General features: G+C 63.4%; 24 protein-coding genes. 19 read left to right on the forward strand and 5 right to left on the reverse strand.

What is annotated here, in order from left to right:
• Window positions 1-46: 46 nt before the first annotated feature.
• Window positions 47-367, forward strand: coding sequence for a thioredoxin (gene trxA, locus OOT33_RS03805; RefSeq protein ID WP_307748688.1), 321 nt, complete (start codon window positions 47-49; stop codon window positions 365-367).
• On the opposite strand, the gene truA is transcribed toward trxA, so the two are convergent.
• Window positions 364-1,101, reverse strand: a complete 738-nt coding sequence (truA, locus tag OOT33_RS03810) for a tRNA pseudouridine(38-40) synthase TruA (protein ID WP_307748689.1) — start codon at window positions 1,099-1,101, stop codon at window positions 364-366. The genes trxA and truA overlap by 4 nt on opposite strands.
• Window positions 1,098-2,003 (reverse strand): methionyl-tRNA formyltransferase, encoded by a 906-nt coding sequence (gene fmt, locus OOT33_RS03815; RefSeq protein WP_307748690.1) that lies wholly within the window; start codon window positions 2,001-2,003, stop codon window positions 1,098-1,100. The genes truA and fmt overlap by 4 nt, the downstream gene beginning before the upstream one ends.
• Window positions 2,004-2,058: 55 nt before the next feature.
• Between fmt and recR the strand changes: the two genes are divergently transcribed.
• From recR to rmuC, 3 genes are all read left to right on the forward strand, one after another.
• Window positions 2,059-2,655: a recombination mediator RecR gene (recR, locus tag OOT33_RS03820; RefSeq protein ID WP_307748691.1), complete on the forward strand. Its 597-nt coding sequence runs from the start codon at window positions 2,059-2,061 to the stop codon at window positions 2,653-2,655.
• Window positions 2,656-2,703: 48 nt separating this feature from the next.
• On the forward strand, window positions 2,704-3,234 hold the full coding sequence (def, locus tag OOT33_RS03825) for a peptide deformylase (protein WP_307748692.1): 531 nt from the start codon (window positions 2,704-2,706) through the stop codon (window positions 3,232-3,234).
• Between the two features lie 78 nt (window positions 3,235-3,312).
• Window positions 3,313-4,752 (forward strand): DNA recombination protein RmuC, encoded by a 1,440-nt coding sequence (gene rmuC / locus OOT33_RS03830; protein ID WP_373690488.1) that lies wholly within the window; start codon window positions 3,313-3,315, stop codon window positions 4,750-4,752.
• A gap of 289 nt (window positions 4,753-5,041) precedes the next feature.
• On the opposite strand, the gene OOT33_RS03835 is transcribed toward rmuC, so the two are convergent.
• The 3 genes from OOT33_RS03835 to OOT33_RS03845 form a co-directional block, all read right to left on the reverse strand.
• Complete coding sequence (locus OOT33_RS03835; RefSeq protein WP_307748693.1) at window positions 5,042-5,890, reverse strand: flagellin; 849 nt, start codon at window positions 5,888-5,890, stop codon at window positions 5,042-5,044.
• A gap of 352 nt (window positions 5,891-6,242) precedes the next feature.
• Window positions 6,243-7,091 carry a flagellin gene (locus OOT33_RS03840; RefSeq protein WP_307748694.1) on the reverse strand — a complete coding sequence of 283 codons (849 nt, stop codon included), beginning with the start codon at window positions 7,089-7,091 and terminating at the stop codon, window positions 6,243-6,245.
• A gap of 90 nt (window positions 7,092-7,181) precedes the next feature.
• On the reverse strand, window positions 7,182-7,361 hold the full coding sequence (locus OOT33_RS03845; RefSeq protein WP_307748695.1) for a hypothetical protein: 180 nt from the start codon (window positions 7,359-7,361) through the stop codon (window positions 7,182-7,184).
• A gap of 97 nt (window positions 7,362-7,458) precedes the next feature.
• Here OOT33_RS03845 and OOT33_RS03850 point away from each other — a divergent pair, with 97 nt between their 5' ends.
• Genes OOT33_RS03850 through fliR form a run of 15 tightly spaced genes read left to right on the forward strand, consistent with a single transcriptional unit; the run spans window position 7,459 to window position 20,403 of the window.
• Window positions 7,459-8,766 carry a sigma 54-interacting transcriptional regulator gene (locus OOT33_RS03850; RefSeq protein ID WP_307748696.1) on the forward strand — a complete coding sequence of 436 codons (1,308 nt, stop codon included), beginning with the start codon at window positions 7,459-7,461 and terminating at the stop codon, window positions 8,764-8,766.
• A gap of 20 nt (window positions 8,767-8,786) precedes the next feature.
• Window positions 8,787-9,152: a flagellar hook-basal body complex protein FliE gene (fliE, locus tag OOT33_RS03855; RefSeq protein ID WP_307748697.1), complete on the forward strand. Its 366-nt coding sequence runs from the start codon at window positions 8,787-8,789 to the stop codon at window positions 9,150-9,152.
• 31 nt (window positions 9,153-9,183) lie between these two features.
• On the forward strand, window positions 9,184-10,965 hold the full coding sequence (fliF, locus tag OOT33_RS03860) for a flagellar basal-body MS-ring/collar protein FliF (RefSeq protein ID WP_307748698.1): 1,782 nt from the start codon (window positions 9,184-9,186) through the stop codon (window positions 10,963-10,965).
• A complete protein-coding gene (gene fliG / locus OOT33_RS03865; RefSeq protein ID WP_307748699.1) occupies window positions 10,958-11,989 on the forward strand; it encodes a flagellar motor switch protein FliG in 1,032 nt (343 codons plus the stop codon). The genes fliF and fliG overlap by 8 nt, the downstream gene beginning before the upstream one ends.
• Window position 11,990: 1 nt before the next feature.
• Window positions 11,991-12,620 (forward strand): flagellar biosynthesis protein, encoded by a 630-nt coding sequence (locus OOT33_RS03870; RefSeq protein WP_307749287.1) that lies wholly within the window; start codon window positions 11,991-11,993, stop codon window positions 12,618-12,620.
• The gene (locus OOT33_RS03875) at window positions 12,617-13,945 is read left to right on the forward strand and encodes a FliI/YscN family ATPase (RefSeq protein ID WP_307748700.1); all 1,329 of its coding nucleotides are present in this window, start codon (window positions 12,617-12,619) and stop codon (window positions 13,943-13,945) included. Before OOT33_RS03870 ends, OOT33_RS03875 begins: the two co-directional genes overlap by 4 nt.
• Window positions 13,942-14,388, forward strand: coding sequence for a hypothetical protein (locus OOT33_RS03880; RefSeq protein WP_307748701.1), 447 nt, complete (start codon window positions 13,942-13,944; stop codon window positions 14,386-14,388). The genes OOT33_RS03875 and OOT33_RS03880 overlap by 4 nt, the downstream gene beginning before the upstream one ends.
• Before the next feature lie 2 nt (window positions 14,389-14,390).
• On the forward strand, window positions 14,391-16,226 hold the full coding sequence (locus OOT33_RS03885; protein ID WP_307748702.1) for a hypothetical protein: 1,836 nt from the start codon (window positions 14,391-14,393) through the stop codon (window positions 16,224-16,226).
• A gap of 38 nt (window positions 16,227-16,264) precedes the next feature.
• A complete protein-coding gene (gene fliL / locus OOT33_RS03890) occupies window positions 16,265-16,942 on the forward strand; it encodes a flagellar basal body-associated FliL family protein (RefSeq protein ID WP_307748703.1) in 678 nt (225 codons plus the stop codon).
• Between the two features lie 54 nt (window positions 16,943-16,996).
• Window positions 16,997-17,866 carry a FliM/FliN family flagellar motor switch protein gene (locus tag OOT33_RS03895; protein ID WP_307748704.1) on the forward strand — a complete coding sequence of 290 codons (870 nt, stop codon included), beginning with the start codon at window positions 16,997-16,999 and terminating at the stop codon, window positions 17,864-17,866.
• A 13-nt stretch (window positions 17,867-17,879) separates the two neighbouring features.
• Entirely contained in the window at window positions 17,880-18,206 is a 327-nt protein-coding gene (gene fliN / locus OOT33_RS03900; protein ID WP_307748705.1) for a flagellar motor switch protein FliN, read from the forward strand.
• 4 nt (window positions 18,207-18,210) lie between these two features.
• A complete protein-coding gene (locus OOT33_RS03905) occupies window positions 18,211-18,504 on the forward strand; it encodes a flagellar biosynthetic protein FliO (RefSeq protein ID WP_307748706.1) in 294 nt (97 codons plus the stop codon).
• 58 nt (window positions 18,505-18,562) lie between these two features.
• Window positions 18,563-19,309 (forward strand): flagellar type III secretion system pore protein FliP, encoded by a 747-nt coding sequence (fliP, locus tag OOT33_RS03910; RefSeq protein ID WP_307749288.1) that lies wholly within the window; start codon window positions 18,563-18,565, stop codon window positions 19,307-19,309.
• 13 nt (window positions 19,310-19,322) lie between these two features.
• On the forward strand, window positions 19,323-19,598 hold the full coding sequence (gene fliQ, locus OOT33_RS03915) for a flagellar biosynthesis protein FliQ (RefSeq protein WP_307748707.1): 276 nt from the start codon (window positions 19,323-19,325) through the stop codon (window positions 19,596-19,598).
• Between the two features lie 22 nt (window positions 19,599-19,620).
• A complete protein-coding gene (gene fliR, locus OOT33_RS03920; RefSeq protein WP_307748708.1) occupies window positions 19,621-20,403 on the forward strand; it encodes a flagellar biosynthetic protein FliR in 783 nt (260 codons plus the stop codon).
• Window positions 20,404-20,405 lie beyond the last annotated feature (2 nt).

The following is a 20,405-nucleotide window of genomic DNA, read 5'->3' on the forward strand; positions in this document are numbered from 1 at the left end:
GTGCGCGCGGTGCGGCCCTACATTGCCTTCAGAAAAGGAGATTCATATGGCGACCAAGGCGATCAGCGACAGCAGTTTTCAGACGGACGTGCTCGGTTCGGATGTGCCCGTTCTTGTCGATTTCTGGGCCGAATGGTGCGGGCCGTGCAAGATGATCGGCCCGGCGCTCGAGGAAATTTCCGATGAGCTTGACGGCAAGGTGGTCATTGCCAAGCACAATATCGACGATCATCCTGACATGCCCGGAAAGCTCGGCGTGCGCGGCATCCCGACCATGATCCTGTTCAAGGATGGTCAGCCCGTTGCCACCAAGGTCGGCGCTGCACCGAAAAGCCAGCTCAAGGCGTGGCTTGAGCAGCAGCTTTAATAGCGGGCTTCGACGAAATATAATCCATCCGGCGGCGCGTTGAGACCCAGCGCGCCGCGGTTTTTGGCGGCGAGCGCGGCCGCCATGTCCTCCACCTGCCATGTGCCCATGCCGACGAGCGCGAGGCAGCCGACCATTGAGCGCACTTGGTGATGGAGGAAGCTGCGCGCGGCCGCATGGATGGTAATGCGATCTCCCTCCCTCACGACGTCCAGCCGATCCAGTGACTTGACCGGGCTATCCGCCTGGCACTGAACGGAGCGGAAGGTGGTGAAGTCATGCTTGCCGATGAGCAAAGCGGCGGCCTGCGCCATCTTGTTCTCTTCAAGATGCTGAGGGATCTGCCACGCCAGACCCTTCTCGAATGTGAGCGGCGCGCGGCGGTTGACGATGCGGTAGACATAAGACCGCCCGAGGCAGGAAAAGCGCGCGTGCCAATCGTCCGGCACGATCTCGCAGGCGTTGATGGCTATCGGGTCTGGCCGCAGATGCGCGTTAAGCGCCTCCATCAAGCGGAAGGGCGCGATTTCCTTGGCGATATCCGCATGGGCGCGCATGGCGAGCGCATGAACACCGGCATCGGTGCGCCCGGCGCAATGCAGGGCTGGCTGTTCGCCGGTGATCCGCTCCAATGCTTCCTCTATCGCCTGCTGCACGGTTGGGCCATGCGCCTGCCGCTGCCATCCCATGAACGGGCGGCCGTCGAACTCCACTGTAAAGACAAAGCGGGTCATGCAAGCCGCGTTCCGGCGGGTATGGCAAAGCCGCGCAGCAGCTCGTCCACGCCCATGGCCCCCTTGCCGGCGCGCTGGATGAGGGTGGGACGGATGCTGTCCGCCCCGCAGCCGATCAGAAGACGATCGTCCAGCACGAGGCCGGGCTGCCCCGGCTGCGCGACCACGTCCGCCGCCAAAAGCTTGAACCGTTCTTCGCCGAGCGTGAGAAATGCGCCGGGCGCGGGGTTGAAGGCGCGCACCTGCCGCTCCGCCTGAATTGCGCCCGCCGCAAAGTCGATCCGTGCCTCGTCCTTCGTGATCTTGGCGGCATAGGTCACGCCGTCGCCAGCCTGCGCAACCGGGGGGTAGGCGGGGAGGTCCGCCAGCGTATCGACGATCAGGCGCGCGCCCATTTGCGCCAACTCCGCTGTGAGCGCGCCCGCCGTCTTGCCGTCGACCTCCGTACGCGCAGTGGCGCGGACCGGGCCTGTATCCAGCCCTGCCTCCATCTGCATCACCTGAACGCCGGTTTCCGTGTCACCCGCGAGGATTGCGCGCTGGATCGGCGCAGCGCCGCGCCAGCGCGGCAACAGTGAGCCATGCAGATTGAGGCAGCCATGCCTGGGCGCATCGAGAATAGCTTGCGGCAGGATCAGCCCATAGGCCGCAACGACCGCGACATCGGCGTTCAAACCCGCAAATGCCGTCTGTTCCTCCGCGCCCTTGAGCGAGACCGGGGTGCGCACCTCCAGCCCCATCGCCTCAGCTGTGGCATGGACGGGGGATGGGCGCAGCGCCTTGCCTCGCCCGGCGGGACGGGGCGGCTGGCTATATGCCGCGATGATCTCATGCCCTGCCTCGTGCAACGCTTCCAGCGCAGGAACCGCAAAATCAGGCGTGCCCATATAGATGATCTTCATGGAAACCCTCTCAAGCCCTTGTGCAACCGCGATGCAAGCCCTTATGTGCTTCCCCATGGCCTCACCCGAAATCGAAGCGTTGACGCAGGCTCTTTCCCGCCTTCCGGGCCTCGGCCCCCGCTCGGCCCGGCGCGCGGTGCTCTATCTGCTCAAAAAACGTGAAAGCGCCCTCGGCCCGCTGCTTCATGCGCTGGAACGGGTGAACGAGCGCCTCTCGACCTGTTCGATCTGCGGCAATGTCGACACCACCGATCCGTGCGGTATTTGTGCGGATCCGCGCCGGGATGCGCGATCGCTGTGCGTGGTCGAGGACGTGCCGGACCTGTGGGCGCTCGACAAATCCCGCCTGTTTCCAGGGCGTTTCCATGTGCTGGGCGGGCGGCTCTCAGCGCTCGAAGGCGTGCGGCCGGAGGATCTGGGCATCGGCAGCCTGGTTGCGCGTGTCTCCGCAGGCGGCATTGACGAGGTCGTGCTCGCCATGAACGCTACGCTGGAAGGGCAGACGACCGCGCATTATATTGCCGAGCGGCTGGAGGGCATGCCCGTCCGCCTTACCCAGCTTGCCCATGGCCTGCCCGTGGGCGGAGAGCTGGATTATCTTGACGAGGGTACGCTCGCGCAGGCCTTGCGGGCGCGAAGACCACTCGGATAAGCAGCCGAATCTCTTGATAATCTCGCTTTGTTCCCATATCTGGGGCTTATGGCCATTCTTCCAATCATCGAGGCGCCCGATCCGCGCCTGCGCACCATTTCGACGCCGGTGGAGTCGATCGACGACGCGCTTCAGCAGCTCATCGACGATATGTTTGAAACCATGTATGCCGCCCCCGGCATCGGGCTGGCGGCAATCCAGGTTGGCGTGCCCAAGCGCCTGCTGGTGATGGACCTTCAGGAGCCGGAGTCGGATGAGGAGGGCGCCCCGCCGGTGCGGAACCCGCGCGTTTTCATCAACCCGCAGATCCTCGAAGGGTCGGAGCAGCTGTCGATCTATAACGAGGGGTGCCTTTCCGTGCCCGATCAGTTTGCCGAGGTGGAACGCCCGGCGACAATCCGGGCGAGCTGGCTGGATCGGGAAGGGCGCATCCATGAGCAGACGCTGGACGGATTGCTGGCTACCTGCCTCCAGCACGAGATGGATCATTTGAACGGCGTGTTGTTCATCGATCACCTATCCAAGCTGAAGCGCGATATGCTTTTGAAAAAACTGGAAAAGGCTCGCCGCGCGGCCTGATCTGGTCTTCGTGCTTGCACGTCGCCCGGTTAACCGATATGTTCCCATTTCGTTCTCAGGTGGGTGGAGTGGAATTGCGTGGAGCCACTGGTCTTCGGCATCGGTTTTGTCGCACTTCTCATTGGGCTGATGCTCGGTTGGGTTTTCGGCACGCGGCCCCTCGCAGAACTGCGTCGGCGCGAGCGTGAGGCGGCGGACGGGCTGGTTCGCGCCGAGGAACAGCGCAATTCTGCCTTGCGCGACATTGCCGAAGAACAGCGCCGCGCCGAGAGCGCGCGCTCGGAATTACTGGCGGTGCGCGATGATCGGGATGCCTTGCGTACCCGGCTCGCCGCGCTGGAGGCAGAGACGCAGGCACGGACCGAAAGCTTTGAGGCGCAGTTGCGTGCGCTCGGCGAGGCGCGTGAACAGCTGTCGGCGCAGTTCAGCGAGATCGGCGGCAAGCTGTTGGGCGAGGCGCAGCGCGCGTTTCTTGAACGCGCGGATCAGCGGCTGTCGCAACAGCATGAGCGATCCGAGGCGCAGCTGAAGGCTTTGCTCCAGCCGATTGGCGACAGCATCCGGCAGCATGACACCAAGATTTCGGAGATAGAGCGCTCCCGCACCGAGGCTTATGGCGAGCTGAAAGGCCTGATGGACTCGATGCGGGCCGGGCAGGAGCGGGTGCAGGCCGAGGCGCAGCGGCTGGTGACCTCGCTTCGGGCGGCGCCCAAGGCGCGGGGTCGCTGGGGTGAGCAGCAGCTGCGCAATGTGCTGGAAAGCTCAGGCCTTTCCGAGCATGCGGATTTTCAGACCGAAGTAAGCGTGGAGGGCGCGGATGGCCGCCTGCGCCCGGACGTGATCGTGCGGATTCCAGGCGGCCGGAGCCTGGTGATCGATGCCAAGGTATCGTTGAATGCCTATCAGGATGCGTTCGAGGCGGATGGCGAGAGCGCGCGGGCGGAGTGTCTCGCTCGCCATGTTGCCGCGATGCGCACCCATGTCGATGCGCTCGGCCGCAAGGATTATCAGGCTCAATTTGCGGATACGCCCGATTATGTCATCATGTTCGTGCCGGGTGAGCATTTCCTCACCGCAGCGCTCGATAGCGAGCCTGGCCTGTGGGATTATGCCTTTGCCAAGCGAGTGCTGCTGGCGACGCCGACCAACCTCATCGCCATTGCCCGCACGGTCGCGGCGGTGTGGCGGCAGGAGAAAATGGCGCAGGAAGCCAAGCAGATTGGGCATCTCGGCAAGGAGATTTACGAGCGACTCTCCGTGGCGGCATCCGGCCTCAAGAAGATGGGGCGCAGCCTCAACAGCGCGGTCGCAGATTATAACAGGTTCACGTCGAGCTTCGAAAGCCGCGTGCTCGTCACCGGGCGCAAGCTGCGAGACCTCAATATCGAAACCGGTGGCCGCGAGATCGAGGAGCTTGAGCAAATCGAGACCCTGGCGCGCGATCCAGTGGTGCCTGAAGCCGCTGCCGACACGTTGACGGCAGATTTGCAAGTGGATGCTAGCGCTGTGCCGCAATAGAAAAACCCTCGCTTTGGGGGAAGGCGAGGGCTTTGATTTTTCTATAGAAATTATGATTTTGTGGTCGCGTGATCGAAGAGTGGGACCCCCGGCACGGAGGGGGACTGGAGAGTGCCGGGGGTCATAAGACCGGCTTGAGGCGGACCAATACCATGGGCCGGTCCCGACCATTTTCCAGATGACCGCGAACGGGCATCGTCTCGGAAAATGGTCTATCCTGTATTCGGAACATTTTCAGGCGGAAAACCGGTTTCCACTTTGCCTGAAAATGCTCCCAAGCCGAACTTTATTACTGGATCAGTTTCAGGACGCCCTGCTGAGCCTGGTTGGCCTGCGCGATCATCGCGGTGGAGGCCTGGTTGAGGATCTGCGCCTTGGCGAGTGTGGTCGTCTCGGCGGAGAAGTCCACGTCCTCGATGCGCGAGCGGGCTTCGGTCAGGTTGGTGACGGTGGACGCGATGTTGTCGACCGTGACCGACAGGCGGTTCTGGCTGGCGCCAAGCGATGCACGAGCCGAGGCGACGGCGGCGAGCGCCGTGCTCAAGGTTGCAAGTGCCGCTGATGCGTTGGTGGTGTTGGCTAGGTCGATTTCGCTCGTGCCAGCTGTACCCTGAGTAGCCGCTTTCTTGATCACCAGGTTGGTGGTCGTGGCGTTGGTGAGTGTTACCGCCACCGTATCGCTCGCATTGATGCCAGTCTGAATGGAGACACTAGCCGATGAACCATCGAGCAGAGCCACACCGTTGAAGTTGGTGGTGGTCGCGATCGTGTCGATCTGGTCGAGTAGCGCGCGGCTTTCATTGTCGAGCCCCAGACGGTCGGCGTTGGTCACCGTGCCGTTGGCGGACTGCACCGCCAGCTCGCGGATGCGCTGGATGATGTTGCTGATCTGGCCGAGCGCGCCCTCCGCCGTCTGAGACATGGAGATGCCGTCATTGGCGTTGCGCGAAGCGGCAGTCAGTCCCTTGATCTGCGCGGTCATCTTGGTGGCGATGGCGAGGCCGGCGGCGTCGTCCTTCGCGCTGTTGATGCGCTTGCCCGAAGACAGGCGCTCCATCGACTCCTGCAACTGCATGGAGGCGCTTTGCGAGGCGCCTTGGGCGCGCATCGCGGCAATATTGGTTCCGATAACAGTCATTTTGGTCCCTTTCTAACAGGTAGGTCGCCACGGCATGGGAGCCATCGCGGCCTCGAAAGGGAGAAACGGCGGGCGCCGCCGGAGCTTTAACTGCTATGGTAAATTTTTTCGTGCGCCCTGTTTATAACGTTGTTTCAAAACGAAATAATATTGTTTTCTCGGTGTGAGAAAGCCTCCGCCCTGGGGGGAGGGCGGAGGAATTGTGCGAAATATGTCTGTGGCGTTTTTGCCTTGTGGTCTTTGATCGAAGGTAAGACCCCCGGCACGGTGGGGACTGGAGTGTGCCGGGGGTCCGATGACTTGCCGGGGAGGACCAAAACCCCGGCCGGTCAATTCAGTTCACTCTCTGATCTTAGCGGATCAGCGAGAGGACACCCTGCTGAGCCTGGTTGGCCTGCGCGATCATCGCGGTGGAGGCCTGGCTCAGGATCTGCGCCTTGGCGAGGTTGGTCGTCTCGGAAGAGAAGTCCACATCCTCGATGCGCGAGCGGGCGTCGGTCAGGTTGGTGACGGTCGAGCTGATGTTCTCGACAGTAACCGACAGGCGGTTCTGGCTGGCGCCGAGCGATGCACGGGCCGAAGCGATCGTGCTCAGTGCGGTGTCCAGGGTTGCCAGTGCGGCAGAGGCGTTGGTGGTGTTGGCGAGGTCGATTTCGCTCGTACCGGCCGTGCCCTGGGCAGCTGCCTTCTTGATCACCAGATTGGTGGTGGTGGCATTCGCCAGCGTCACGGAAACGGTGTCCGAAGACCCGGTGCCGGTCTGGATGCTGACGCTGGTGGCAGTGCCGTCGAGCAGCTTCACGCCGTTGAAGTTGGTGGTGTTGGCAATCGCGTCGATCTGATCGAGCAGCGCGCGGCTTTCGTTGTCCAGGCCAGCGCGGTCAGCGTTGGTCACGGTACCGTTGGCGGACTGAACAGCCAGCTCACGAACGCGCTGGATGATGTTGCTGATCTGGCCGAGCGCGCCTTCCGCCGTCTGAGCGAGCGACACGCCGTCATTGGCGTTGCGGGCGGCAGCATTGAGGCCGCGGATCTGCGCGGTCATCTTGGTGGCGATGGCGAGGCCAGCGGCGTCGTCCTTCGCGCTGTTGATGCGCTTGCCCGAAGACAGACGCTCCATAGAAGCCTGAAGCTGCATTCCGGCCGAGCTCGAAGCAGCCTGGGCGCGCATTGCGGCAATGTTGGTTCCGATAACAGTCATGGTTTTCCTCTTTCCTGAAGAATGTTTCGGTCGCTTGCCTCGTTGACGCTTGCGGCCTCGAAGCGAAAAAACGACGATTGCCGGGGCCGCTTAAGTCGTTAACGGCCCGGATTTGCCGCCCGACCGGCAAAAAAGCGGCAAAAACTGGCCAAGCGGGGAGTGCTGAAACCCACGAATTTCTGCCGAATTTTCGGCTCCGGCAATGGCAACGGCAAAAAAATGCAAAAAGGCGGAAAAAAATTGCCGCCCGGCAATAAAGGCGGCAGCCATTAACCATATCCTAAGCGTTATTACGCACAATCGCCCCATCGAAGGGACAGGAATGTGCGGGGGCACGGACCTGTCGACATGATGGGGACTGGAAACGATGTCTACTTTTGGCATCAGCGACGCGCTCTGTGCGCGCGTGCCTGCCTTGCAGGCCTGGCTGGAGCATGCCTATCTCGATATTGCGCCTGTCGCCGCGCATTTGCCGCGCGACAAGGGCAGCATCTATGTGATGCTTGCAAGCGAGATCGCCTTTGCGAACTGCAGGGACATACTCATTGACTATCGCGAGGGCGAGCCGCGCTTTATCCGGGCCGCAAACGGACTGCCCGCTCGGGTCGAGTTCGGCCCGGCCGATACCGAGTTCGCCTGCGCGCTGGTGGCGGAGCTACTGCGCCCGTCCGGCACGCCTGCGGTGGGGGATGGCGCGAGCGCGCGGCTGATGATGCTGGCCTCCCGCATCGCCATGAGCGACGCGACCGTGCTGATCCAGGGAGACACTGGCACCGGCAAGGAAGGCATGGCGCGCTTTCTCCATGCCCGCTCCGGCCGCAGGGAACGAGACTTTATCGCGGTCAACTGTGCGGCGCTGCCCGAGACGATGATGGAAGCCATGTTGTTTGGCCACAAGAAGGGCAGCTTTACCGGCGCGGCGCAATCGTCCGACGGCCTGTTCCTGGCGGCGGATGGCGGCACCCTGTTCCTCGACGAGATTGCCGAGTTGCCGCTGAACCTTCAGGCCAAGCTGCTGCGCGCGCTGCAGGAGGGGGAAATTCTGCCCGTGGGCGCAACGCATCCGGTGCCTGTCAACGTGCGGGTGATAGCCGCCTGCAACCGCGACCTTGCCGCTGAAGCTGACGCCGGGCGCTTTCGCAGCGATCTGTACTGGCGCCTCAATGTCATGCCGCTGGCGATGACGCCGCTCGCCGAGCGCCGGGGTGATGTGCTGGCGATTGCGGCGGCGATGCTGCTGGGCTTTGACGAGAAGCATAACCCGGAAGCCGAGTTCATCTGGCCGACCGAAGACACCATCAGCGCGCTCAAGGCCCATGAATGGCCGGGCAATGCCCGTGAACTGGGCAATGTGCTGCAACGCGCGCTGGTATTGCGCGAAGGCGAGCGGATCGTCGCCAGCGATCTGTCACTGATGGCGCCGGTCGCGCCCTTCGCCCAGCCGCAGCGGGCGCTGGCGCCGCAGGTGCCGGTGGTGGAACCTATTATAATGTCCGGTTCACGCGGACGGCCGACACGACTTCAAGATATAGCGCGGGCCTCCAAGCTCGATGCGGTGCGCCACGCGCTGCGCGAGGCGGACGGACATCGGGCGCTTGCCGCGCGCAAGCTGGGAATTTCCGAACGCACGCTGCGTTATCGGCTCGCCGAGCTGCGCAATCTGGCGCTCGCGTGAAACGCAGGGAGGGCTGAGCGATGAACGGCATTTCCACTGACAGCATCATGGCGATGCGCAACGCCATATTGCAGAAGAACGCGGCGCTGCGCGATGTTTCCGGCACTCCCGGCGGCGCTCAGGTCGATGGCGTCAAGGGCGGCGGCGTCGGCGCGCCCTCCGGCCCGGCGGATTTCACTACGGCGCTTAAAGGCGCGCTGGAGAAGGTCAACGGCCTGCAAAGCGAGGCCAGTGCTGCGGCCAGCGCGTTCGAGCGTGGCGAGACGACCGACATAGCAGCGGTGATGCTGGCCAAGCAGAAGGCTTCCGTGAGCTTCGAGGCCACGCTGCAGGTGCGGAACAAGCTGCTTTCTGCCTATCGCGATATCATGAGCATGCCGGTGTGATGCGAACGGAATTTCGGGGAAACGATAAATCATGAATGATCCTTTCACACCTGCACCTGCGGCTGCCCCTGCTCTTCCGGCGGTTTCGGCGCCCGCCGCGGGCGGCTTTGCCCGGCCGAGCTTCCGCTTTGGTGACATATTGAGCCAGCCAGCCGTGGCGAAGAGCCTGCCGATGCTGGGTCTGCTCGGTGTGGTCGGCGCGGCCGCGCTCGCCTGGACGACCCTGCGCGAGCCGCCGCAGCGCGACCTGTTCCGGGGTCTGCCGGACAGCGAGAAGGCGGCCGTCGCCGACGCGCTTGACAAGAATTCGATGAAATACAAGTTCGACAGCCAGTCCGGCGCGATCACGGTGGCGGAGGACGATTATTTCAAAGCGAAGATCATGCTCGCCTCCGAGGGGCTGCCAAAGAGCGCGCCCGATGGCAACAGCATGATCGACAGCCTGCCGATGGGCGCCAGCCGCGCGGTCGAGGGAGAGAAGCTGCGCACCGCGCGCGAGATGGATCTGGCCCGGACGATCGAAGCGATTGACGGGGTCGAGGCCGCGCGGGTTCACCTCGCGGTGGAGGCGCCGAGCATCTTCCTGCGCGATCGGACCAAGCCGGCCGCCTCCGTGATGTTGCGCCTCGCCAGTGGCAAGTCGCTGCAGGACGGGCAGGTGCAGGCTATCGTGCATCTGATCGCCTCATCCGTTCCCGATCTTTCAACGGAAGCCATCTCTGTGGTCGATCAGAACGGCAACCTCCTCTCCAGCGTGGGCGGGGTCGAGGGCGAGACGGATCGCCAGATCGCTGTTCAGCAAAAGATCGAGGAAGGCTATCGCAAGGCGGTGGTCGCTTTGCTGACGCCGATCGTCGGCGCCGGCAAGTTTTCGACCGAAGTTCACGCCGATGTGAACTTCAATGAGCGCCAGGCCACGCGCGAGACTTATCCGCAGGATGAAGCGCGGCTGCGTGTGGAGCAGGGCGCGTGGCAAGCGGGCAATCCGAACAACGGCCCCGGCCTTCCCGCAGAGCCGGGCGGCATCCCGGGTGCGCTCTCCAACACCGCGCCTCCCGCGCCCGGTGTCGGCACGCAGGCCGCGAATGCGCAAGCGGCGGCTGGCGCGAATGGCGCAACGCCGCCTTCAGCCGCCCAGAACGGCCAGACCCTGCCCAATATCGCGCCGTTGCGCACGCAGGAGAGCTACAACCGCAGCTTTGAGCTGGGCCGCGAGGTATCCGTCACCCGTGATGCGGTCGGCACTGTAAAGCGGCTGTCGGTCGCGGTGGCGCTCGATAATGCGCCCAATGGCAAGCCCCGTACGCCGCAGGAGATCGCGCAGCTCGAAAATCTGGTCAAGAACGCGGTGGGGTTTGATCAGGCGCGCGGAGACACCGTGGCACTGACCTCGCGCGGCTTCGCCAAGGATGCGCTGGGCGAAGACGCTGGCCCGCCCTTCTACGAAGCGCCCTGGTTCAAGATGCTGGTGCGCAATCTTTCGGCGCTCGCGGTCGTGATCGTGGTGGTGATCGGCATCGGCAAGCCGCTGTTGAAGAAAATCGGCGAGGTAAAGGCCGCACCGACGATATCGCCCGCCGCCCGTGCCGCCAAGCGGCAGGAAATCGGCCTCCAGATGTCGCAGGAGCTGGCAAAGGCCGCCCAGGCCAACCCCGGCAGCCATATGGTCACGCTCGATATGATCAGCTCCACGCCGGACTACGCCCAGCGCGCCGACCTGATCCGCAACTTCGTGAAGCAGGACCCGGACCGCGCCGCGCTCGTCGTGCGTGATCTGTTGAGGGAAGGTAGCAAGGCCAAAGAAAATGCCTGAGCTTGATCTCGACGTAGACGAAGAAAATCTGAAGCCGCTGCATGGCAGCGCGGCAGCGGCCGTGCTCCTGATGCTCTTCAACGAGGACGAGGCTGCGGAGATACTCTCGCGTCTGGAGCCGGACGAAGTGCGCCAGCTTGGCTACGCCATGTATGATGTGGCCGACGTGGAGATCGAAGAGGTCAACCAGGCGCTCGACCAGTTCGTCAGCAAGGCACGCCGCCGCACCACCATCGGCTATGGCGCGACTCGCCACATCCGTGGCGCGATGCACAAGGCCCTGGGGCCGGAGCGTGCCGACAATATCCTCGCGCGCATCACACCGCCGACCCGCACGACAAAGCTTTCGATGCTCAAATGGATGGAAGCGGGGGAGATCGCCGCCATCATCGAGCAGGAGCACCCGCAGGTGATGGCGATCATCCTCGCGCATCTCGAGCCGCGCGCGGCGGCGGACGTACTCTCGATGCTGCCGCTGGAGTGCCAGGAAGATGTCATCTACCGCGTGGCGACATTGGGGCCTGTCAGCGCCGAGGCGCTCGACGACCTCGAAGTCATGATGTCGAGCGGCACGCCGACCCAGAAGAAAGGCGCAACATCGCAGCGCGGCGGCACGAGCGAGGCGGCTGCGATCATGAATAATGTCCGCAAGGATATGGAACAGCGCATCATGAAAGCGCTCACCAAGCGAGACAAGATCATCAGCCAGACAATCGAGGAGGAGATGTTCATCTTCGACAACCTGATCGAGCTGGACGACAAGAATATGGGCGCGCTGCTGCGCGGCATCGATACCGAGCTACTGGTCGTGGCCTTGAAGGGCGCGAACGAGATGCTGAAGTCGAAGATGCTGGGCTGCATGTCCCAGCGCGCGGCGCAGTCGATCGTGGACGAGATGGAGGAACGCGGGCCGATGCGCCTTGCCGACGTCGTCGACGCGCAGAAGAAGGTGGTGGCCGAGGCCCGCCGCCTTGCCGAACAGGGCACGATCATGCTCGGCGCAGGGGGCGACGACTTTGTCTAGAGTGTTCACACCGGCGCAAATCGGGGAAGCTCAGCCGGTTTCTATCGGCATGCTGGGCAATGCGGCGGCCGGAACGCCCTTTCGTGCGCGCTTTGCAGACGGGCAGGAGGTTTCTCACACCCGCCCGGCTTCGTCGCCAGCGCAGGGCCGCCAGGATCCGCTCGAACAGGCGCGGGCAGACGCCTTTGCGGAGGGGTTCGATGCGGGCATGCGCATCGCAGGCGAAAACCACGCCGCCGATACGGAGGCGAGCGCGCGGCTGGCGCAGGCGCTGGAGCAGATCGTCCCCGCCGCCAATGGCGCGTTGTCCGAAATGCTGTCCGTCGCCGTCAGTCGGCTGGTGAGCCAGATCGTGGGCGAAGCGCCTGTGAATGCGGAGTTGCTGCATCAGCGGGTGGAAGCGGTCGCCGCTTTCATCGAGGATGAGCAGGCGCGCACGGCGCTGTGCCTCAATCCCGAGGACATACCGCTGCTTGGGGGCCGGGAGGTTGCCTGGCGGATCCAGCCCGATGCATCCGTTGCGCGCGGCTGCGTGCGCCTCGATGCAGGCGATGGCTGGATCGAGCATGGGCCTGATGTGCAGCTCTCGCGGTTGAAGGCACTGCTGGATGACATGGAGGGTCAGGGATGATCGCCGCCGCGCTCGCTCATGCCGAAAAGCTGCTGGATCACACCGTGCTGCCTGACGCGCCGCGCCATGTCGGCCGCCTCATCAGCCATGATGCGGGCATGCTGGAGGTGACGGGCTTCAACAGGCCGGTCGGCACAGGCGCGCGGATCGCATGCTCTGGCGGTGGATTTTCGAGGGCCGAGGTTGTTGGCTTTCGTGGCAACAAGGCCGTGCTGGTGCCTCTCGACATGGACTCCGCGCTGGAAAATGGCGCGCGGGTGGAGCCGGACAGCGCCGCCAACATGGTGCAGGTGGGCGAGGGGCTGATCGGGCGCATAATCGATGCGATGGGCCAGCCGCTTGATCGCAAGGGGCCGGTGCTCGCGCAGGGCCATTGGCCGTTGAACGGCGTGCGCGGCAATGTGCTCGATCGTGGACGCGTGACCGAGCGCTTCGATCTGGGCGTCCGTGCCGTCAACGCGCTGCTTACCGCCGGGCGTGGCCAGCGCATCGCTATCATAGCGGGGTCAGGCGTCGGTAAATCGGTACTGATGGGCCAGATGATCGCCGGGGCCGAGGCCGATGTCGTCGTTGTCGGCCTTATCGGCGAGCGTGGCCGCGAGGTGAGCGACTTCATCGAAACCAAGCTTTCGGGCGGAATGATGCGCAAGAGCGTCGTCGTCGCCGTGCCTGCGGACCACCCGCCGGTGCTGCGCCTGCGCGCTGCCGCCCGCGCGACGGCCATCGCCGAATATTTCCGCGCGCGCGGCAAGCAGGTGCTGCTCCTGATCGACAGCCTCACCCGCTGCGCCCACGCGCAGCGCGAGATCGGCCTGTCGCTGGGCGAGCCGCCTGCGATGAAAGGCTATCCGCCCTCCGCGCTTTCTCTCATTCCGCGCCTTGCCGAGCGGGCAGGGGTGGATACGCGTTCCGGCGGTTCGATCACCGCGCTCTACACTGTCCTTGCAGATGGCGACGACACCGACGACCCAATCGTCGACGCCGCCCGCGCCATCGTCGACGGGCATATCGTTCTATCCCGGCACCTCTCGGAACAGAGTATCTTTCCGGCCATAGATGTCGGCAAGTCGCTCTCTCGCGTGATGGCTGACGTGACGGATGATGCTCACCTGGGCGCGGCCGCGATGTATCGCGCGCTATGGGCAGCCTACGAGGAAAATCGCGATTTGATCCTTATGGGTGCCTATCGCCCGGGCAATGATCCGCTGATCGATGAGGCAGTGTCGCGCCGTCAGCAGGTGCTCGATTTCCTGCGCCAGAGCGCGAAGAGTCAGGTTGATATGGACTCTAGCATTGCCGCGCTACAGGCGGAGTTCGGCATATGAGCGGCAAGCTGGTATCCCGGCGTCAGCGGCTTGTGAGGGTGCGGGATGTGCAGCACACCATGGCCGTGGCGGAGACAGTCCGCGCGCGTGACGAAGCCGCCAGCATCGAGCATAACGCCCAACGGGTCGCGCGGGTTCGCGCGGACCTGTTTCACAATGATCGCAATATGATAGGCGGTACACTTGCGGCCTACCGTGAAATGGCGGAGCGGCTTGAGCGGGCGGGCAAGCAGCTTGAAGGTGCGCTGTATGACGCGCGCAAGGTGGTCGACTACAAGCAGGAAATGCAGGTTGAGGCCAGCCGCGAAAAGGAAATTGCGGAGAGACTCAAAGCTCAGGCAGCGGCTCGGGCCGAGGCGACACGGGAGGCGCGCATCGCTGCAATCCCACCGCACAAAATGCTGAAAATGCGCATGATGGCTCAGATGGGGGATAAGGAATGACCATGGCACTTTCCAACGCAACGCATGGCGCGCCGAGAAAAGCACACGGCGCGGTTCGGGGGGCACCCGTGACGGGGCTCGAGTTCTTGACCGAGAGTGGCGACCTATCGGCCGTGACCGCCACCGGCAAGGAGGGCGTTGATTTTTCCACGCTGATGCAGGGAATCATGCAACCCGTCCCAACTCTGGATTCTGCGGCTGCGTCGGCATCGCCCCTGCCGGTCTCCCCTCCCGAAGCGAAACCCACTGAGGCGGGCGAGCATAATCCGGACGCCGCCGTGGCATTGCTGGCGGTGGCGCTGGGAAATCCCGATGCGCCAGTCGCGCCTCCTTCTCAAGTCGCGGTGACGGTGCCGCAGGTCACGAAGCAGCCAGACGCAGCGCCGCAGGCAGCCATGGATAAGGAGCATGGTCCAGGTACCGATGGCAAGAATGCCGCTGCCTTCCAGCTCGCAGCCGAAAAAGCAGTCACACGCCGGGCCGCTGCCTCAGCCAAGAAGCAAGCCGACGTTGCGCTTCAGGAGCAAGAGAGCGAGGAAACCAGGGGAACGAAGGCAGAAGGGAAGCCGACTGATGCCGTAGCCTCCGCGCAGGCTCCGGCCGCGCAGGAACCCGGCGCTCAGAGTCTGTCTCCGCCACAAACTCTCTTAGAAACGGCGACCACACCCTCTGCAACCGCGCCCGATCCCAAAGCTCAGAGCCTGTTTCACTCGAATGCCCCCATTCAGGGCGCGCGCACGCCGGTTGCCCAGCCGGTGTCGGTCTCCGTCGGCGAGAATGAGGCCCGCGAGCCTCGGCCGAGCGAAGGACACGAGGCGATGAGTGCGCTGGAGATCACTGACGGCACAACCCGCGCCCAGCCAAGCTTCGTGACGACGCCGTCAAAGCAGGGTGCAGGAGAAAAAGCGCCTGCTGCCGAAGCTCTGAGCCCCGCTGAAGCGAGTATGCTGGAGCAGATAGCTGGGAGCGAGGGACCTGATTTCAAATCAAAGCAAAAGACAATAAGTTATTCTGAAAAAACCGAAAAATTTGGTGATGGTCAGTCTGATCGATCGCCCGCGAATGCTCTGAAAGACCTCTCGCACTCGCGTGAGGTGCGCGCGATGGAGGGGGCTGACGCTCCCACTGCGCGTCTGGACGTAGCGTCTATCGTGTCGCGTGTCGAAGGTGCCAGCCAGCCGCTGCCCGCCTCAACCGCGTCGGTCGCTCCTTTGGGCCTTCAGCCTGCATCGAGCCTGAGCGTGGCCGGAAGCCTTGGCCAGCAGGTGGTCGACATGGGCGTCAGCGGCCAGTGGATCGAGGATGTCGCGCGCCAGATCGCGAGCATCGCTGCCAATCCAGGTCACGGCAGCTTCCGCATCGCCTCGCACGAGTTGGGCGCGGTACGGGTGGACATCGCACCCAGCGCGATCGGCAGCGGGTCGGACATTTTGATGCGTGTCGACAATGACGCTGCCTTTGCCGCTCTCAGCGACGACAAGGAGCGGTTGATGCAGGATGCGCGCATGGCGTCCGTGCGCATCGGCGAGCTGCGCATTGATCGCGTCAACTCGCCGCAGGAGGCCGCGCGTGGTGACATGGGCGGCAATAGCCAGCAACAGCAGAACCCCGCCAACCCGCAGCAGGGCAACCAGTCGTCCCAGGCACAGACAAGCGCGCAGATGGGAGGAAATGGCGGACACCAGCAGGGCAGGCAGGACGCCGCCGCGCTCGCTGGACAGAATCAGGGGGGGCAAAACCCTAAAGCTCCATTCACCACGACCGTTATGAGAGATGGGCAGGCCGATGAGGCTGGTCCGACGCGCTCCGGGCGGGGCGACAGCGCTCGCTACGCCTGAAGCAAGCGCGAAACGGGGCATGATGCAGGACCGGACCAATGGCTGAAGACATTATCGACGCACCCGCAAAGGGCGGCAAGGGAAAGGGGATGATCATCATCATCCTCATCGTGCTGCTGATGAGTGGCGCGGGCGTTGCCGGTGGCCTCTTTGCCGCCGGCGCCTTTGGCGCGCATGAGGAAGAGGAAGTCGTCGAACTGGACCCCAACCGGCCAGTCCTGGTGAAAAAGGGGGAGGATCCACTCGCCGTGGCCGAGAAGGCCATTGCGGACTCTGGCGCCACCCCCACCGAAAGCGGCGGTGAGGGAAAGAAGGACGCGGGCGTTCCCCATGTCGAGACCGACTTCAAGATCCCCAAGGGCGGCATAGACCTGCCGCGCCCCAAGAAACCGTCCGAATATCAGGCGACCTATTTCCAGATGCCTGCACCCTACACGTCTAACCTCGCGGATACCGATTCGCTGGTGCAGGTGGCGATCGCCATTTCCACATTTTACGACGCGCGCGTGACCGACGCGCTCAAGACTCATGAGCTGGCGCTGCGCTCCGCGATTCTCATGCTGCTCTCGCAACAGAGCGGTGTTGAGCTGTCTACCCCACAGGGCAAGGAAGCCCTCCAGCAACGTCTTACCGCGCTTATTAACAAAATATTGCGTGAAAAGACGGGCTATTCCGGGGTTGATAACGTTTATTTTACCAATTTCATTATTCAATAGGGCGTCCAAAGCCCGGGTTAGTCCTCTGGCGGCGGACAGGGGACTGATTGGGTTATGGACGACGTACAGCCTTATACGTTCGGGACTTCCGAACCGCAGACGCCTGTGTCGCTTTCCGGCATGGACCGGATCGGCGAGCGCGTGGCGCGGCATTTGCGCACGATGCTGGAGCAGATCATCGGCGCCAAGCCCAACCTGACGACCAATCCGGCAGAGATGGTCAATTATGACCTCTGGTCCGCGATGGCGCCGAATTTCTGCTCGCTCTCAACCTACAAGCTGCATCCGCTCAAAGGTGCGATCCTCGTCAAGCTCGACGCCGGGATGGTTACGTCCATGGTCGAGCGCTTTTATGGCGGATCGGGAACGCGGCCGGCGGCGGAGCGGAGCGAATTCACGCGCAGCGAAGACCGTCTGCGTGCAAAAATGTCTGACGACGTAATGAAGGCGCTGATCGCCGCCTGGGCAGACCTGCTGCCGATGGACATGTCGCTTGCGTCGCGTGAGCATGATCCGCAGGCGCTGGTGTTCGCCGAGGCGACCGACCAGCTGCTGAGCCAGACCTTCACTCTCCACATGGGCAAGGGCCAGGAGTGGACGATCGAGCTGATGTTCCCGCTGGTTGCGCTGCGCCAGCTCGAACCGCTGCTCGCTACCAATGCTCCAGACGAGATTCAGCTGAAGGACCCTCTGTGGCAGGCACGCCTTGCCCGCCAGATGGGTAACATCCGCCTTCCGGCGAAGACCGTGCTGGCGCGGCCAAGCCTCACTCTCAACGAACTGCTTAACCTCAAGAACGGGGATGTGATCCCCGTGACTATCGAACGCTATGTGCCCCTTCTCGTGGGCAATCGTGTGCTCGCCCAGGGGACGATCGGCGAGCAAAGCGGCCGCGCGGCCTTCATGATCGAAAAGATGAACTAAGGACCACAATGACATGAGCGATATGAGCGAAGCACCGAAGATGGAGAGCGCGATTGGCAAGATGAATGCCAGTCCGCAGTTTCATCTGCTGTCGAACATCCCGGTGCGCCTCACGGTGGAAGTCGGCTCCACGAGCCTGCGCCTGTCGGAGATCCTTGATCTTGCCGAAGGCAGCGTGGTCGAGCTGGATCGGCAGGCCGACGACCTGCTCGACATCATGGTCAACGGCGCGCTGATTGCGCGTGGCGAGGTGGTTACGGTCAATGGTCGCTATGGCATCCGCGTGGTCGATGTGGCGAATACCGAGGCGATGATGGCCGGCGTCGAGCGGCGGGGCTGAGCCGATGTTCTGGTACTTCGTAAAGCTTGCGATCATGCTGCCCCTGGTTGGCGGCATGGCGTTTGGCGCTTTGTGGCTGTGGCGCAAATATCAGCCCGGCCTGCTCGGCGCACAGGCGGACCGCGCGATCAAGGTTCTGGAGATGCTGCCGATGGGTACATTCGGCAAGCTCGCGGTCATCGAGTTCGATGGCCAGCGTGTGCTCGTCTCCGTCACCCGTGGACGGATCGAGAAGATCGCTGACGGAGCATCTGCGCCGCGCATCGGCACGGGCGGGAGCGACCTGCGTGCGCGCTAAGGCTCTCGTTATTGCGGTTATCGGTCTGATAGCCGCGTTTGTGTTTACCCATCCGGTGATGGCGCAGGTGGCTCAGGGTGCACCCGCGCTGCCGCCGCCTCCGGCTGTTTCGCCCGCTACGGCGAATGGCGGCGCGTTGACGCGCGCGCTGGGTGAAGTCTCCGGTAACGGTGCGCCGCTTTCCTTGAGTCTCCAGATTCTCATTCTGATGAGCCTGCTGACGGTGCTGCCGTCGCTCATTCTGATGATGACCAGCTTCACCCGCATCATCATCGTGCTGTCGCTGCTGCGGCAGGCGCTGGGCCTGCAACAGACGCCGCCCAATCAGGTGCTGGTCGGCCTTGCGCTGTTCCTGTCGATGTTCGTGATGCGCCCAACGATCGACGCCGTGAACCAGCAGGCCTTCACGCCCTATGGCGCGGGGCAGATCAGCATTGAGGAGGCGGTCGGCCGCTCCGCCAAGGTGTTTCATGTCTTCATGGCGAAGCAGACGCGCCAGAGCGACCTCAAGATGTTCTCCGGTCTTGCCGAGGCGCCGCAATATCGCACGGTGGAGGAGGTGCCTTTCTCGATCCTGTTGCCTGCGTTCGTGACCAGTGAGCTCAAGACCGCATTCCAGATCGGCTTCATGATCTTTCTGCCGTTCCTCATCATCGATCTCGTTGTCGCATCGACGCTGATGTCGCTCGGCATGATGATGCTGTCCCCCTCGATCATATCGATGCCGTTCAAGCTGCTGCTGTTCGTGATGGTGGATGGCTGGGCGCTGACCATGGGGTCGCTCGCCGGCTCGTTTGCAACATAGGCAGAACGGGACGATGGAAAACTCGGATTTCTTCTTCGGTATCGCCCAGCAGGCACTGTGGGTCACGGCGCTCGCATCCGCGCCGATCCTGATACCCGCACTGGTGGCGGGCATGCTGCTCGGCATGATCCAGGCGGCGACCTCGATCAACGAGCAGACACTCACCTTCGTGCCCAAGCTGATCGTCGTCGCGGCGATGCTGGCGATCTTCGGCGGGTCGATCATGATGCTCATCGCGGATTTCACGCGCGAGGTGTTCGAGCGCATTCCCGAAGTTCTCGGCAGCTGAGCCGGGCGGGAGGCGCAGGCACATGTTCCCCGCAGGCTTCGTCGGTGTCGAGAATCAGCTCTGGATCTGGCTCGTCGCGATGATTCGCCCCGGTGCGGCTTTTCTCGCCGCCCCGATCTTCGGCGCGCGCGCGGTGCCGGTGCAGCTGCGGCTCATCCTGTCGCTCGCCATCGGCATGGCGGCCATGAACAGCGTGGTGTTCCAGATGCCCGCAGGCGGCGTGGCGAGCTTCGATGGCGTGCTGCTCGTGATGGGCGAGGTGCTTGCCGGGCTGGCGATGGGTTTCGCACTTCAGATCGGCTATGGTGCGGCCTTCGTGGCTGGCGAGACGATCGGCAACGCCATGGGCCTGGGATTTGCCGCGATGGTTGATCCGCAATCCGGCCAGTCGACTCAGGCGATAGGCCAATTTCTCTCGATCCTCGCCACCTTCCTCCTGCTCGGCATGAACGGCCATCTGTTGCTCGCCAGCTATGTCGTGAAAAGCTATCAGGCGATGCCGCCGGGCGGGGCGATGCTGTCTAACGACGCGATCTATGGGCTCGTGATGTTCGGCGGGACTTTACTGGGTGCCGGCTTGACCATCGCCTTGCCGGTGACGTTCGCGCTGGTGCTGATCCAGCTGGTCATGGGCATGCTGGCGCGCTCTGCTCCCTCGCTCAACCTGTTTGCCGTCGGCATGCCGGTGGCGATCATCGGCGGGCTGATCCTTCTTGCCATCACCGCGCCGGTGATGGGGCAGGGGATCGCGGATTCGTTGCAGGCGGGTCTCGATCAGGCCCTTGCGATAGCGAGCGGCGGGTAAGC

The sequence above is a fragment of the Sphingobium sp. DEHP117 genome, assembly GCF_030867385.1.
Lineage (GTDB): Bacteria > Pseudomonadota > Alphaproteobacteria > Sphingomonadales > Sphingomonadaceae > Sphingobium.